Annotated in this window: 12 protein-coding genes and 2 pseudogenes; 5 read left to right on the forward strand and 9 right to left on the reverse strand. The window is 73.7% G+C overall.

Translation table 11 applies throughout. The features are described from left to right. Positions 1-50 precede the first annotated feature (50 nt). Positions 51-818 carry an amidohydrolase family protein gene (locus tag ACWGR4_RS05115; protein ID WP_452132927.1) on the forward strand — a complete coding sequence of 256 codons (768 nt, stop codon included), beginning with the start codon at positions 51-53 and terminating at the stop codon, positions 816-818. Positions 819-847: 29 nt separating this feature from the next. Here ACWGR4_RS05115 and ACWGR4_RS05120 read toward each other — a convergent pair whose 3' ends face one another. Further along, on the reverse strand, positions 848-2,389 hold the full coding sequence (locus ACWGR4_RS05120; protein ID WP_452132931.1) for an ATP-dependent DNA ligase: 1,542 nt from the start codon (positions 2,387-2,389) through the stop codon (positions 848-850). A 303-nt stretch (positions 2,390-2,692) separates the two neighbouring features. Further along, positions 2,693-4,135, reverse strand: a complete 1,443-nt coding sequence (gene purB / locus ACWGR4_RS05125) for an adenylosuccinate lyase (RefSeq protein ID WP_380000668.1) — start codon at positions 4,133-4,135, stop codon at positions 2,693-2,695. Positions 4,136-4,262: 127 nt separating this feature from the next. On the opposite strand from purB, the gene ACWGR4_RS05130 reads away from it, so the two are divergent. Both ACWGR4_RS05130 and ACWGR4_RS05135 read left to right on the forward strand, forming a co-directional pair. Next, the gene (locus ACWGR4_RS05130) at positions 4,263-4,595 is read left to right on the forward strand and encodes a YnfA family protein (RefSeq protein WP_439673740.1); all 333 of its coding nucleotides are present in this window, start codon (positions 4,263-4,265) and stop codon (positions 4,593-4,595) included. A 59-nt stretch (positions 4,596-4,654) separates the two neighbouring features. Beyond that, positions 4,655-5,050 (forward strand): annotated as a pseudogene (locus ACWGR4_RS05135) (class I SAM-dependent methyltransferase); the annotation flags it as partial. 22 nt (positions 5,051-5,072) lie between these two features. Here ACWGR4_RS05135 and ACWGR4_RS05140 read toward each other — a convergent pair. From ACWGR4_RS05140 to ACWGR4_RS05170, 7 genes and pseudogenes are all read right to left on the reverse strand, one after another. Next, on the reverse strand, positions 5,073-6,143 hold the full coding sequence (locus ACWGR4_RS05140; RefSeq protein ID WP_452133375.1) for an EamA family transporter: 1,071 nt from the start codon (positions 6,141-6,143) through the stop codon (positions 5,073-5,075). A 31-nt stretch (positions 6,144-6,174) separates the two neighbouring features. After that, positions 6,175-6,918 carry a GOLPH3/VPS74 family protein gene (locus tag ACWGR4_RS05145; protein ID WP_452133374.1) on the reverse strand — a complete coding sequence of 248 codons (744 nt, stop codon included), beginning with the start codon at positions 6,916-6,918 and terminating at the stop codon, positions 6,175-6,177. Positions 6,919-7,040: 122 nt separating this feature from the next. Beyond that, a pseudogene (locus tag ACWGR4_RS05150) lies at positions 7,041-7,250 on the reverse strand (hypothetical protein); the annotation flags it as partial. 9 nt (positions 7,251-7,259) lie between these two features. Next, positions 7,260-8,150, reverse strand: coding sequence for an SPFH domain-containing protein (locus ACWGR4_RS05155; RefSeq protein WP_380001147.1), 891 nt, complete (start codon positions 8,148-8,150; stop codon positions 7,260-7,262). A gap of 763 nt (positions 8,151-8,913) precedes the next feature. After that, positions 8,914-10,956, reverse strand: coding sequence for a hypothetical protein (locus ACWGR4_RS05160; RefSeq protein ID WP_452133373.1), 2,043 nt, complete (start codon positions 10,954-10,956; stop codon positions 8,914-8,916). Positions 10,957-11,180: 224 nt separating this feature from the next. Beyond that, the gene (locus tag ACWGR4_RS05165; RefSeq protein ID WP_452133372.1) at positions 11,181-11,831 is read right to left on the reverse strand and encodes a response regulator transcription factor; all 651 of its coding nucleotides are present in this window, start codon (positions 11,829-11,831) and stop codon (positions 11,181-11,183) included. After that, complete coding sequence (locus tag ACWGR4_RS05170) at positions 11,828-13,093, reverse strand: sensor histidine kinase (protein ID WP_452133371.1); 1,266 nt, start codon at positions 13,091-13,093, stop codon at positions 11,828-11,830. The genes ACWGR4_RS05165 and ACWGR4_RS05170 overlap by 4 nt, the downstream gene beginning before the upstream one ends. Before the next feature lie 206 nt (positions 13,094-13,299). Between ACWGR4_RS05170 and ACWGR4_RS05175 the strand changes: the two genes are divergently transcribed. Together ACWGR4_RS05175 and ACWGR4_RS05180 are read left to right on the forward strand one after the other, a co-directional pair. Continuing rightward, the gene (locus tag ACWGR4_RS05175) at positions 13,300-14,022 is read left to right on the forward strand and encodes an ABC transporter ATP-binding protein (protein ID WP_452133370.1); all 723 of its coding nucleotides are present in this window, start codon (positions 13,300-13,302) and stop codon (positions 14,020-14,022) included. Positions 14,023-14,075: 53 nt separating this feature from the next. Continuing rightward, on the forward strand, positions 14,076-14,840 hold the full coding sequence (locus ACWGR4_RS05180; protein ID WP_452133369.1) for an ABC transporter permease: 765 nt from the start codon (positions 14,076-14,078) through the stop codon (positions 14,838-14,840). The last annotated feature ends 63 nt before the right edge of the window (positions 14,841-14,903 follow it).

The raw sequence follows: 14,903 nt of genomic DNA on the forward strand, positions 1-14,903 counted from the left end.
GGCGCCCGGGTACGGTATGCGGCGTTCCCGCAGCCGACGGAGGCACCGCCGTGTCCGGATCGCCCGCTCGTCGCGTGTTCGACGCGCATCTGCACATCGTCGACCCGCGCTTCCCGCTCGTGGCCGATCACGGCTACCTGCCGCCGACCTTCACCACCGCCGACTACCTGGCCCGCGCCGTCCCACTCGGCGTGACCGGCGGCGCGGTGGTGTCCGGCTCGTTCCAGGGCTTCGACCAGACCTACCTCCTCGACGCGCTGGCCCGACTCGGCCCCACCTTCGTCGGGGTGACCCAGCTGCCGCCCGACGTCCCCGACCGGCGGATCGCCGAGCTGGACGCGGCCGGGGTGCGGGCGATCCGGTTCAATGTCCGGCGCGGCGGCTCGGCGACGCTCGACCACCTGGACCGGCTCGCCCGCCGGGTCCACGCGATCGCCGGCTGGCATGCCGAGCTGTACCTCGACGCGCGCGATCTGCCCGACCTGCTGCCGGTGTTGACCGCGCTGCCGAGGGTGGGCATCGACCACCTGGGCCTGTCCCGGGAGGGGCTGCCGCATCTGCTGCGGCTGGTCGAACACGGCGCCAGGGTCAAGGCCACCGGTTTCGGCCGGTTCGACGCGGACGTATCCGCGACGCTGCGCGCCGTCGCCGCCGTGGACCCGCGGGCCCTGCTCGCCGGCACCGACCTGCCCTCGACCCGCGCGCCCCGCCCGTTCCGGGACGCCGATCTCGACCTGATCGCCGACGCGGTCGGGCCGGACCTGGCCGCCGCCGTCCTGTACGACAACGCGCACGCCTTCTACCGTCCGCGCGGGTAGGCCCTCGCCGGCGGGCCGGTCGGCGCCCCTCACTCCCGGGCCGCAAGCGCCCGGACCGTGTCCATGTCGTCCGCCTCCGCGGCCGTCTTGTCCTCCCGGTAGCGCAACACCCGCGCGAAGCGCAGTGCGAGGCCGCCCGGATAGCGCGTGCTGGTCTGCAACCCGTCGAAGGCGATCTCCACGACGAGTTCGGGTCGCACCCACACGGTCCAGTCGTCCCGGCGCACCTCGAGTTCCCGCAACCGCTCGGTCTGCCACGCGAGCAGTTCGTCGGTGAGCCCCTTGAACGTCTTGCCGAGTATCACGAACCCGTCCCCGCCCGGATCCCGCGCGCCCAGGTGCAGATTGCTCAGCGTGCCGCGCCGGCGGCCGTGGCCCCACTCGGCGGCCAGCACCACCAGGTCGAGGGTGTGCCGCGGTTTGACCTTGACCCAGCCGGCGCCGCGCCGACCCGCCGTGTAGGGGGTGTCCAGGGACTTCACCACCACCCCTTCGTGCCCGCGCCCGACCGCGTCGGCGAAGAACGCCTGCGCCGCCGCGTCGTCCCCGGTGACCAGCCGGGGCACCAGGAGTTCGGGCGGCGCCAGGTCCGCGAGCGCGGCCCAGCGGTCCGCGCCGGGGCGGTCGATCAGGTCCTCGCCGTCCACGTGCAGCACGTCGAACAGGTACACCGTCAGCGGCGTCTCGGCCCGCAGCCGCGCGGCGTCGCGGGTCCCGGTCCGGGAGGCGGTGATCTGGAACGGGTGCGGCCTGCCGTCCGCGCGCAGCGCGATCGCCTCGCCGTCGAGCACGGCGGTACGCACCGGCAACGCCCGTACCGTCTCGACCAGTTCGGGCACACGCGGGGTGATGTCGTCCAGGCTGCGGGTGAACACCGCGACACGATCGCCGTCGCGGTGGATCTGCACCCGGATGCCGTCGATCTTCCACTCCGACGCGACCTCGGCGGCGGGGTCCTTGGCCCGCAGCTTGGCCAACGCGCCGGCCACGTCCGGCGCGGCGGCGGCGAGCATCGGGCGCACCGGGCGGCCGACGTCGAGGGTGAGCGCGTCGAGCGCGGCCCGGCCGCCGTGCAGCGCGGCGGCGGCCACCGGTCCGGCGGCGCCGCGCAACATCAACGCCCGCCGTACCGCCGTGGCCGGGACCTCGGCGGCGCGGGCGATCGCGTCCGCCATCACCCCGTCCAGTGCGCCCTGGCGTACCTCGCCGACCAACAGCCCGATCAGGAAGCGCTGTTCGACCTCGGTCGCGCGGGCGAACAGCGCGTCGAGCGCGGCCCGTCGGGCGGCCTGCGAGCCGGTGCCGGTGGTGGCCCCGATCGCGGCCAACGCGGCGTCCACCTCCAGGAGGGTCAACGACGGCTCGGCCGCGGGCGGCGGCACCGCACGCAGCATGGCGGGCCCCACACCGATCTGCCGCTGGGTGAGCGTGCCCGCGAGGTAGGCGACCACCACGGTCGCCTCGTCCGGATCCGCCCGCCGCAGGCAGCCGGCCACCAACTCCGCCTTCGCGGTCCGCCCGGACTCCCCCGCGATCTCCCCGGACACGACGGCCACTTCCCGAAACAACAGCGACCCCACACCCACCACTCCTCCCGACGACTCCCCCCACCATGACCGCCGAGACCACATTTCAATCCCCGACCCCGGGTCGCCCGCCGGGCGGGCGACCGATTCCGTCCCACCGGCCGGCGGCACCGGGCCGTGGAACCCGGCTCGACCGGCGGCCCGCCGGTCCTGCCGCCACCGCAGCACCCGAGTCGGCCTCGGTGACGCCGGGGCGCCGAGGAACCCGGGACATCGAACGCCGAACGGGCCGGGGCATGCCGGGGATTCCCGCATGGCCCGGCCCGTTCGGCGGCAGGTGCGATTTGTCTAGAGGATCGCGCCCGGGCGGTACTTCGCCGCCTCCGGGTGCTTCTCCGCGACCGCCTCGACCCGGCGGACCACCTCGGCCACCTGGGCCGCCGCGGCGCCGGTGAACGACAGCCGGTCGGCGAGCAGCGTGTCGAGCGCGGCCCGGTCCAGCGGCAGCCGCTCGTCGGCGGCCAGGCGGTCGAGCAGTTCGTTGCGCTCGACGCCCTCCCGCAGCGCCAGCGCCGAGGCGACCGCGTGCTCCTTGATCACCTCGTGCCCGGCCTCGCGCCCCACCCCACCGCGGATCGCGGCCATCAGCACCTTGGTCGTGGCCAGGAACGGCAGGTAGCGGTCGAGTTCGCGCGCGACCACGGCCGGGAATGCGCCGAACTCCTCCAGCACGGTCAGGAACGTCTCGACCAGCCCGTCGAACGCGAAGAACGCGTCCGGCAGCGCCACGCGCCGCACCACCGAGCAGGACACGTCGCCCTCGTTCCACTGGTCGCCCGCCAACTCGCCGACCATCGAGGCGTAGCCGCGCAGGATCACCGTGAAGCCGTTGACCCGCTCGCACGAACGTGTGTTCATCTTGTGCGGCATCGCCGACGACCCGACCTGCCCGGGCTGGAAGCCCTCGGTGACCAGCTCGTGCCCGGCCATCAGCCGGATCGTCTTGGCCAACGACGACGGCGCGGCGGCCAGCTGGACCAGCGCGGTCACCACGTCGTAGTCGAGCGAGCGCGGGTAGACCTGACCGACGGACACGAACGCGTGCTCGAAGCCCAGGTGCGCGGCGACTCGCCCCTCCAGCTCGGCCAGCCGGTCCTCGTCGCCGCCGAGCAGGTCGAGCATGTCCTGCGCGGTGCCGACCGGGCCCTTGATCCCACGCAGCGGGTAGCGGGCGATCAGGTCCTCGAGGCGGTGGTAGGCCACCAGCAGCTCGTCGGTCGCCGACGCGAACCGCTTGCCCAGCGTGGTCGCCTGCGCGGCGACGTTGTGCGAGCGGCCGGCCATGACCAGCTCGGCGTACTGCGCGGACAGCTCGGCGAGCCGGACCAGCAGCGCCACCACCCGGTCGCGGACCAGTTCGAGCGAGGAGCGGATCTGCAACTGCTCGACGTTCTCGGTCAGATCGCGCGAGGTCATGCCCTTGTGCACGTGCTCGTGGCCGGCGAGGGCGTTGAACTCCTCGATCCGGGCCTTGACGTCGTGCCGGGTGACCCGCTCGCGCTCGGCGATCGAGGCCAGGTCGACCTGCTCCACCACCCGCTCGTAGTCGGCGACCGCGCCCTCGGGCACGTCGATGCCCAGGTCGGCCTGGGCACGCAGCACCGCGAGCCACAGTCGGCGCTCGAGCACCACCTTGTACTCGGGGGACCACAGCGTGGCCAGCGCCGGGGAGGCGTAGCGGTTGGCCAGAACGTTCGGAATGCGGGGCTTGCGCACAGGCTGGGACGTCACGACCGGGGAGTTTACCGAGCCGCCGACCCCGCTCTCACCGGCCGTCCACGATCGTGGACGCCCGGCGGGCCCGGTGCGCGTGCGCCGGGTGTTCGGCCGCGCCGCGCTTCGCCTCTACGGTACGTCCATGATCGTCGCGCGCTCCCTGGTCCTGTTCGCCCTCGCCGCGCTCGCCGAGATCGGCGGCGCGTGGCTGGTCTGGCAGTCCGTGCGCGAACACCGGCCGTGGTGGGTGGCCGGCCTCGGGGTGATCGCGCTGGGCGTATACGGGTTCGTCGCGACCCTCCAGCCCGACGCGAATTTCGGTCGGATCCTGGCCGCCTACGGCGGGGTGTTCGTCGCGGGCTCGCTGGCCTGGGGCATGGTCGTGGACGGCTTCCGCCCGGACCGCTGGGACGTGGCCGGCGCGAGCGTGTGCCTGGTCGGCGTGGCGCTGATCATGTACGCGCCGCGCCGCTGACGCCCCGCACCACCGGTGCGGTCGACGGCGCGGCCGGCGGCGAGGGGACAATCGACGGCATGGACAAGATCCGGCCCGCATACGAGGAACTGGGCGCCGAGGGTTTCTACGCCCGCCACGGGGCGGAGTACCGCAACCCGCACGAACCGCGGGTGCGGGCGGTGCTGGCCGAGGTGCTGACCGGGCCGTTCGCGGCCGAGCCCGGGTTGGCGGCCTCGGTCCTCGACCTGGCCTGCGGCAGCGGCGAGGCCACCCTGGCGCTGCGCGACCTGGGCGCGCGGGAGGTGACCGGCGTCGATCCGTACACCGGCGATGCCTACCTGGAGCGGACCGGGCGGCCGGCCGAGCCGTTGCGGTTCGAGCAGATCGCGGCGGGCGCGCTGGCCGGGCGCACGTATTCGCTCGTGGTGTGCAGCTACGCGCTGCACCTGCTCGCCGAGTCGCGGCTGCCGGCGCTGGCCTACGCGCTGACCGAGGTCACGACGGCGTTCGTTGTGGTGACTCCGCACAAGCGTCCGGTGCTGCGGCCGGAGTGGGGGTGGCACCTGCATCGGGAATTGCTCGTGGATCGGGCCCGGGCCCGGGTGTATCGGACATTCCCGGAGTCGACCGAGACCGCCGCGCCTGCCGGGTCCGCCGGGTCTCCCGGGGCGACTGGGCGAGGGTGACGCCCGCGCTGGCGATCACCACCAGCGCGATGCCCGCGATCTGCACGAGCACCAGCGACTGGTGCAGCACCAGGAAGCCGGCCATCCCGGCCACCGCCGGTTCCAGGCTGGCCAGCAGGCCGAACGTGGCCGGCGGCAGGTGCTTCATCGCCAGCATCTCGAAGCTGTACGGCAGCGCCGAGGACAGCAGCGCGACACACGCGCCCAACCCCAGCATCTTCGGCTCGACCAGCGCGGAGCCGGCCGTCGCCACACCCAGCGGGGTCACCAGCACCGCGGCCACCACGAAGCCCAGGGCCAGGCCCTCGATGCCGTCGAAGCGCGCGGAGATCTTCGAGGCGACCACGATGTAGCCCGCCCAGCAGGCCGCCGCGGCCAGGATGAACACCACCCCGACCGGGTCGAGACCGCCGAATCCGCCGCCGCCGAGCAGCAGCACGCCGCCGGCCGCGAGCACGATCCACACCATGTCGCGCAGTCGGCGGGACAACACCACGGCCAGGCCGAGCGGGCCCAGGAACTCCAGCGTGACCGCGGGTCCCAGCGGGAGCCGGTCGATGGCCTCGTAGAAGCACATGTTCATGCCCGCGAACATCACGCCCAGGCCGCCGACCACCAGCCAGTCGCCGCGCGAGCGCCCGCGCACCCGCGGCCGGGAGAAGGCGAGCAGCAGCGCGGCGGCGATGACCAGGCGCAGCGTGACCGCACCCGCGGGCCCCACCTGGGGAAAGAGCCGGGCCGCGAACGCGGCGCCGAACTGGATCGAGCACGCACTCGCGAGCACCAGCAACACCGCACGCCCTCGCGGCCCCGGCAACAGCCGGTCGGTGAGGGCGGGATGCGGGCGCGCGGGCGCGCCGGTGGTGGTGCGGGAGGTCATTCCCCGACACTACGGACACCGTCAAGCCGGTTCAGCCGGCGGCCCCGGATTTCGCGTCCCGTACCACCACGCGCAGCGCGCCCGGGATCGGGCCGAGACGGGCCGACAACTCGTTGATCCGCTCCTTCGCCTCCCGGCGCTCCCGGCCGCCGAGCACCGTGCGCAGTTCACCGTGGTAGGCGAGCACGGCCAGGGCCGCGTCCGAAGTGGGCACCTCGGCGACCCGGCCCTTGAGCGCGGCCCGCATCGCGTTCACCGTCGCGACGCGCATCGGTGCCTGCCGCAGCACGAACCGGCGGTACGGGATGAGCCCGAACAGGCGGCGCGTCTCCTGCCGGATCACCCGCTCGTGCACCAGCGAGTCCGCGACCCGGTCGACGGCCTTGCCGTCACGCTTCTTCACCCAGTACCGCCAGCGGTACGCCCGTTCGCTCGCCTCGATCCGGGCCAGCAAATCGGCCGCCAGCTCACACGGCGGCACGGCCGCTCGGGCCCGCCCCGTCCGCCCCGACGTCGCCCGGACCTTGCCGGCGTCGTCGTGGATCAGGCCCAGCTCGTGGAGCTCGTACAGGGCCGCCGCCTGCAGCGTCGCCCCTAGGTGGGTGCGGCTCAGCATGAGTTGCCGTTCGGGGCTGTAGGCCAGCAGGAACACTCGTTGGGGCAGTGTCGCGTGCACATCGACCTCCTCGGCGCCGGGGCGTCGGATCGTCTTCGGAATGATGGTTCGGTCCGCCTGTGCGGTGGCCTGCGAGATGGCCCGCGAGGTGGTCGTCACGGCGCGGTCTCGACGTCGCCAGGGTCGCCACCGTCGCCGCCGCGCCGACCAGCAGTGCCAGGGTCGCCTCGATCGCCACCGTCGCCTCCACCGGCCTCGGTATCGGAATCGGAATCGGAGGCCGAGCCGGCCGGCGGAGCCGACCTGGGCGGGCGACCCCGCCGGGCCGGTCGCCCGGCATTACCCGGCATCCGGCCCGCGTCGCCCAGCGCACGGCGCAGCAGAAACTCGATCTGGGCGTTGGTGCTGCGCAGTTCGTCGGCCGCCCATTTGGCGATCGCGTCGTGCACGGCCGGGTCCAGCCGGAGCAGGATCTTCTTGCGTTCGGTCACGGGGACCGACTATGCGTACAGGGAACCCGTGTTGACCACGGGCTGGGTGGCCTGGTCGCTGCACAGGACCACGAGCAGGTTGCTGACCATGGCCGCCCGACGGTCGTCGTCGAGTTCCACCAGGTCGCCTTCCTCGAGCCGGTTCAGCGCCAGTTCGACCATGCCCACCGCGCCCTCGACGATCCGCTGCCGGGCCGCGACCACCGCACCCGCCTGCTGGCGACGCAACATCGCCTGGGCGATCTCCGGGGCGTAGGCGAGCCGGGTGATCCGCGACTCGACCACGCTGACCCCGGCCGAGGCGACCCGGGCACCGATCTCGGCGGACAACTTGCCGGTGATCTCGTCGGCGTTGTCGCGCAGGGACATGCCGCCCTGGCCGTGGTCGTCGTACGGGTAGCTGTTGGCGATGTGCCGCACGGCGGTCTCGGTCTGGATGGCGACGAACTCCTCGAAGTCGTCCACCTCGAACTTGGCCTGCGCGGTGTCCTCGACCTGCCAGACCACGACCGCGGCGATCTCGATCGGATTGCCGTCGTTGTCGTTGACCTTGGCGGTCTGCGTCTCGTGGTTGCGGATCCGGGTGGAGACCTTGGTGCGGTCGGTGAACGGGTTCACCCACCGCAGCCCGTCCTTGCGCAACGTGCCCTTGTAGTGCCCGAACAGCTGAAGCACCCGCGCCTCGCCGGGCGCGACGGTGGTCAGCCCACACAGCCCGAACAGCGCCAGGACGATGATCACGATCCCACTCGTGACGGCGGCCACCTTCTCCCCGTCGTCCAGGAGCGCGCCCACCACGGTCAACCCGATGCCCCCGGCAACACAAAGCACCCCCACGACCAACGCGGGCAACCCGGCCGCCCCCGTCACCACCCGCTCCCGCACCTGAGGCGCCGGCATCTCCACGACAGTCCCGGACCCGAAATCACTCACGACGCCCACTCCCCACTCGACCAACCTGTCATCACCACCATAGCAAAGTGATATCACTTTTCTGCAACCCCCAAACCTCCGCCCCGAGCGGCCGGACAGCGGCAGGCGGCCCGCACGCACGGACAACGCCGAAACGAGCGGCACGGAACCACGAAGGAACAACCCGCAGCCCCAAGGCGTGGCACAGCGGCCCAACCGCAACCGCAGGGACCAACAGCGGCCCGCCACGCGCGCCGGCCGACGAACAGGCGGCGCGACGACACGCACCACCGACGATCACAGCACCAGGACACGGACAGCCGGCAGGTGAGCGCGGACAACCCCCACCCCGACCACGGCCTCGACGCCGGCATCGGGCCGGTCCACGTCCGGACCGCGCGCCGAGCCGACGTCCGGCCGCCGGCGGCGTTCCTCCCGCGCGGGCACTCGGCAAGCAAACGGCGTGACGGCACGCACGACCGGCCGGCCCCGCAAGACGCAGACGGCCGACAGCGGCATGGCCCCCACTCGGCACCCGGCCGCCGCCGCGCGTTCCTTGCGCGCGGGCGGGCGGCAGGCGGCCGGGCAGCGGACAACGTGGCGAACGGCGGCACCGGAGCTCCGGTGCCCGGTGCCCCGGGGCCGTGACCGTGCCCCCGGGGCGTCGTCGTGTCGGTTGCGCCGGCGACGCAGCGCGGAGCGGGCGGACACCCGGTTCAGGCGGGGTCGGGTGCCGGTGTGTCGCTTCGGGTCAGGTCAGGGGTTTGATGGTGCCGCCGGACTTGAGCGTGGCCATCACCTGGGGGCGGGCCGTGGTGTTCGGGGTGGTGCCGGGGGACTTGAGGATCAGTTGGCGGGCGTCCGCCGAGCCGGCGAGGGGGGCGGAGGCGGTCAGCTTGACCACGTCCCGGCTGCCGGCCGCGACCAGGTACCAGGTACCGGATCGGGCGCGCCACCACGTGGCGGTGACGATGTCGTTGGCCGAACGGCTGCACGCGGGCGAATCGGCGAGCCGCTCGACGGTCTGCGCCCCGGCCGCGTCGGCCCCGGGCGGCAGGAACTGGACCACGACGTCGCCGCCGCCCCGACGGTCGAACGCGTGCACGCACGACCACATGCCCTCCCCGGCCGCCTCCGGCAGATCGAAGTGCGCGAACTCCCAGTTGTCCACCAGCCGCAGCCCCCGCCCGCGCAGCGTCTCCAGCACGCAGGCCGTGCGCGACCAGACGGTCAGCGCGCGCTCGGTCGAGGCCGCCTCCGCCGGCCGGCCGGTGTGCGCGAACTCCGGCGGCGGCATGTAGGTGAGGTGGGTCGCGGACACCTCGCCCAGGTCCGCGAGCAGGTACGGGTGGCCGTCGGCGGCCCGCCTGGACACCAGTTCGAGCACCGGCACCGTCGCGCAGCCCTTGGCCACCGTGCCCGGATCCGGCATCGGGGCGGTGGTTCCGTCGGTGACCGGCAGCGGCCTGCTCTTGTCGTCGGGCCGGCGCAGATCCCGCATCGCCGCCTCGTCCACCCACGGCGCGAGCAACATCCGCACGCCCGCCACGCCCCGGTGCAGCACCACCGCCGAAGCGGAGCGGGCGTCCGAGTCGTCGGCCGCGGCCACGTCGAGGCGACGGCGGCCGTGCTCCTCGGTGTAGCGGGCCAGGCGCGTGCCGTCGGTGACCAGGACCACCGCAGCCCCCTCGACGTCGCCCGCGTACAGCAGGCGCGGCGGGCCGATCGGCGGGCCGGCGGCGGCGCCCGGGCCGAACGCGACGATGGTGCCGGCCTCGGGCTCGACCCAGGCCCGGACCGCACGCCGGGTCAGCGCCCGGTCGCCGGCACGCGCGCCCCGGGTGGACCAGACGTCGAAGTCCAGCCGGGTGGTGGTGGTCCAGGCGCCGGCCGGGACCACCCGGGGCGGCCCGACCACGACCCGAGCGGCGGGCGCGACGCGGGTGCCGGACTCGGTCGCGTCGCCGGCATACGAAACGAGGCCGGCGAGCACCGCCGCGACGGCGACCGCACCCAGCGCGGTACGCCTCCGGCGCCGTCGGCGCAGCAGGTCCGACGGGGTTGCCCGGAGCGTGCACGGGTCGAAGTGGGCGGCGTGCAGCACTCGCTCCGCCGCCGATCCGGGCCCGTCGGCGCGGGCCGGCGGGCCGGCCGCGAGTGCGTCGGCCTCCGCCTCGGCGCTCGCGATGTCCTCGACGCCGGCGATCAGCAGCAGTTCGACCACCCCGACCGGATCGAGACCTTCGAGCACCCGCAATACGTAGGCGGCCCGCCCCGGCCCGGACAGCCGGCCCAGCGCCTGTTCGATCGCCGGCTCGTCGGCGCCGCCGGTCGGCGGGAACAGGCGCAGCCCCCAGACCTGCGGCAGCGCCGCCGGCCGGGCCGCCCACCGCCGGGTGGATCGACATCGCAGCAGCGCGCCGCGCACGATCCGCAGCCGAACGAGTTCCGCGTCGCCCATCCCCGCCGCACCCGGTGGACGCCCGAGGTCGCGCCACCGACCGGGCAGTGCGTCCTGGACCAGGGCGTGGGCCATGAGCACCCGACGGTGCCGCTCGAGCCCGGGCGGCAGGATCAGGTAGGCGAGCCGCACCAGTTCGGGGTATCGGCCGACCACCAGGGCCTCGGTCCGGTGCACCGCGCGCCCGTCGAGCCGCCGCCGACACAGGTCGGCCAGGTCGGCCAGGCCCGCCCGGGCCCGGCGCACCCGACCCCCGATGCCCGGGTCGCTTCCGAGGTCCCGGACGGGCTCGGCCGCCGGTTCGGACGCGCTCTCGTGACCGCCGCGTGGCATGTGATGGGTCCCCTCTCGCCGCGCCGTGGTCGACGCCCGCGACTGGGTGCGGGGCCGTGCGCACGGTGGCCAACGAGCGCCCTCGGAAGGGGTCACACATGGTACGAAAATCTTTCTGGTGTGACACTTTTCGATCGCCTCGCCTGCCTCCCGAGTCGCGATCACAACCTCCCGACGCGCCACGCGCCACGCGCCACGCGCCGGCCGCCGGCCCCACCCCGGGGTCAGCCCGGCGCGACGAACCCCGACTCGTAGGCCGCGATCACCGCCTGGGTGCGATCACGCGCGCTCAACTTGGCCAGCAGCGCGCTCACATGAGTCTTGACCGTCTCGGTGCCCAGGTACAACTCCGCGGCGATCTCGGCGTTGTTCAATCCCCGGGCCATCGCCCGCAACACGTCGGCCTCACGATCGGTCAGCTTGGCCCGGGCCACCGCGTCGCTGCGCGCGGTCTTCCCGAAACGCTCGGCCAACGCGCGCAGCTTGGCCGGGAACAGCAGCGAGTCCCCCGTGGCCAGCGTCCGCACCGCGTCGGTGATCTCCGCCGGACGGGCCCGCTTGAGCAGGAAACCGTGCGCGCCGACCCGAAGCGCCTCGTAGACGTATTCGTCGTTCTCGAACGTGGTGATGATCAGGATCTTGGGCGGCTGATCGAGGTGCGCGAGGAGGTCGCGGGTGGCCTGGATGCCGTCCACCCGGGGCATGCGTACGTCCATCGCGACCACGTCCGGGCGCAGCGAGCGGACCAGCGCGAGCACCCCCGCGCCGTCGTCGGCCTCGCCCACCACCTCGAAGTCGGGCTGTGCGGCCAGGACGGCGCGCAGGCCGGCCCGCACCAGTTCGTTGTCGTCCACCAGCAGAATCCGGATCGTCACGACGCCCACCGTAGGGGCAGCCGGGCATGCACCCGCCAGTAGCCGTCGTGCGGCCCCGCGGTGGCCTCGCCGCCCAGCAGCGCGGCCCGCTCGCGGATGCCGCGCAGCCCGCTGCCGCTGCCCCCGCCGGTCCCCCGCCGCCCCGCCTCCGCCGAGGGTGTGTCGTTGCGCACGGTCAGCTCGACCTCGTGGCCGTGCACCGCCACCGTGACCTCGACCGGCACCGGACCGGCGTGCCGCAGCACGTTGGTCAGCGATTCCTGCACGATCCGGTAGCCCTCGCGTGAGATCACCGCCGGCACCGCGTCGAGCGAGCCGAGCACCCGCACCTCGACCGCGGCGCCCGCGCCGCGCGTGGTGTCGGCGAGCACCTTCAGCTCGGCCAGCCCGGGTCGGGGCGCGGCCGGCTCCGGCGCGTCGCGCAACAGCAGCAGCATGCGCTCCAGGTCCTCCAGGGCCTGCCGCCCGGTCACCTCGATGGCGTCCAGTGCCCGGTCGGCGAAGGCCGGGTCGGTGTCGAGCAGTTGCCGTGCCGCGCCCGCCTGGAGCACGGTCACCGACAGCGCGTGGCCGATCGAGTCGTGCAGTTCGCGCGCGAGCCGGTTGTGTTCGAGCAGCTGCTCGGTGCGCCGTTCGAGGGCGGCCAGCTTCTCGCTCGCGGACGGCCCGAGCAGCCGCTTGGCCAGCACGGTGAGCAGCAGGCCCGCGCCGACCAGGTAGGCCAGTGCCGAGACGATGACGGCGAGGCCCAGCGGGACCAGCCACCAGTGTGCGGCGCCGCCCGGGAAGCTCGCCCCGTCGAACGCCAGGCCGTCGCCGGTGGCGGGCGACCCGATCATCGCCACGCCGGTGAAGATCGCGGACGCCGCCGGCGCGAGCCCGAGCCAGCCCAGTTCGACCCGCAACACCAGCCACAGCGCCGTGCGCCAGCGGTCGGGCCAGGTCTGCGACCGGGTGACCGCGATGTCGCTCTCGTCGCCGGGGCGCAGCAGCAGCCGGGCCTGGAACCCCTCGAACCTGCGCGCCTCGGCGATCAGCCCGAACGCGGTCAGGATCGGGACGGGCATGGCCAGCAGCGCGACGCGATGGCCGAGCCCGCCGTCGCCCTCCAGACCGGGATAGACCATGGCCACCGCGACGCCCAGGAGCAGGCCCGTGAACAGGTGGAAGCCACGCGTGTAGGTGGCGGCCGTGACCAGGGGCCGGGCGAGGCGACGGAGCCGGGCGCGCGGCGAGCTGCGGGACGAAACGATGCGGAACACCCCGCCATCCTCCAGGGTAGCCCCGGCGCCGGCCTCCCCCGCCCGGGGGAGACCGTCCCCACGGTTGGGGGATCCGGCCCAACGTCCCCGAGTCGCAGTCTTGAGGCACCGCAGCAACCGGGCGGCGACCACCGGGTGTCGGCGAGATCTTCGGGCCCGACACCCTCCGCATCGACTCGGCCGAACCGGCCCGGGGAGCACCACAGATGATCCGCATCCGAAACCTGACGAAGCGCTACGGCGACGTCCTCGCCGTCGACGACCTCGACGTCGAGATCGCGGCCGGCACCGTGACCGGTTTCCTCGGCCCCAACGGCTCGGGCAAGTCGACCACGATGCGGATCGCCCTGGGCCTGGACCGCCCGACCTCGGGCGGGATCACCATCGACGGCCGGGCCTACGGCGAGCTGCCCGACCCCCTGCGTCACGTGGGCGCCCTGCTGGACGCGGGGGCGGTACACCGGCGCCGGCGCGGCTACGACCACCTGCTCTACCTGGCCCGGTCCAACCGCATACCGAGGTCGCGGGTCGACGAGGTGCTGGCGCAGGTGGGGATGACCGACGCGGCCCACCGCCGCGCCGGCACCTACTCGCTGGGGATGCGCCAGCGCCTGGGCATCGCCGCCGCGCTGCTCGGCGACCCCGACGTGCTGATCTTCGACGAGCCGGTCAACGGCCTGGATCCGGAGGGCATCCGGTGGATCCGCGAGCTGATCCGCTCGCTGGCCGCCGAGGGCCGCACGGTGTTCGTGTCCAGCCATCTGATGAGCGAGATGGCGCTGACCGCCGACCACTTGGTGGTGATCGCCGGCGGGCGACTGCTGGCCGACGCCACACTGACCGACTTCGTCGGCGACGGCCCGTCCCTGGAAGACGTCTATCTCCGGCTGACCGCCGGACACGAGCAATACGCGGGAGGTGGCCGGTGATGACCACGGCGACGCAGGAAACCACGAAAACGCGGAAAACCAGGGCAACGCGCGTGCCCAGGACGAGCTTCGCGGCGGCCCTGGAGGCCGAGTGGATCAAGCTCCGCTCGGTGCCGTCCACCCGCTGGCTGCCCCTGACCACGGTGCTTTCGATCACCGGGGTGGGCGCCCTGGTCGACGCGTTCATCGCCGAGGGCCAACGCCGCGAGGACGGCGCCGAATACGACGCGTTCGCCCTCGTGCACTACGGCGTCAACTTCGGCCAACTGGCCCTGGTGGCCTTCGCGGTGCTGGCGGTGGCGGGCGAATACGGCGCGGGCACCATCCGCGCCTCGCTGGCCGCGGTGCCCGACCGGCGGCTCTTCGCCGCCGCCAAGCTGACCGTGATCACCGCCGTGGCCCTGGTCACGGCGATCGCCTCGAGTCTGACCTGCATCCTGGCGGCCAGGTTGTTGCTGCCCGCCGGCGACATCTCGTTGACCGCCGCGGCCACCTGGCGCACGGCATTCGGTCAGGTGGTCTATCTGGTGCTGCTCGCGGTGATCTGCGCGGGCGTCACCTTCGTGCTGCGCACCCCGATGGCCTCGATGGGCCTGCTGATCCCGCTGATCTTCCTCGGCACGGCCGCGCTCACCGCGATACCCGGGGTGCGCGAGGTGGCCAGGTTCCTACCGGACAAGGCCGGGCAACGCATCATGCGACTGCGCGAGTTCAACGCCTACGAACTCGCCCCGTGGCCGGGCGTGCTGGTGATGGCGTTGTGGGCGATCGCGGCGGTGGTCGCGGCGGTGACGGTGTTCCGCCGGCGCGACGTGTAGGCGCGACGGCGCTGTAGCCATCACCACGCTGTCACCACCGCGATACCGCCACCACCGCGACAC

The sequence above is a fragment of the Embleya sp. NPDC055664 genome (assembly GCF_053618075.1).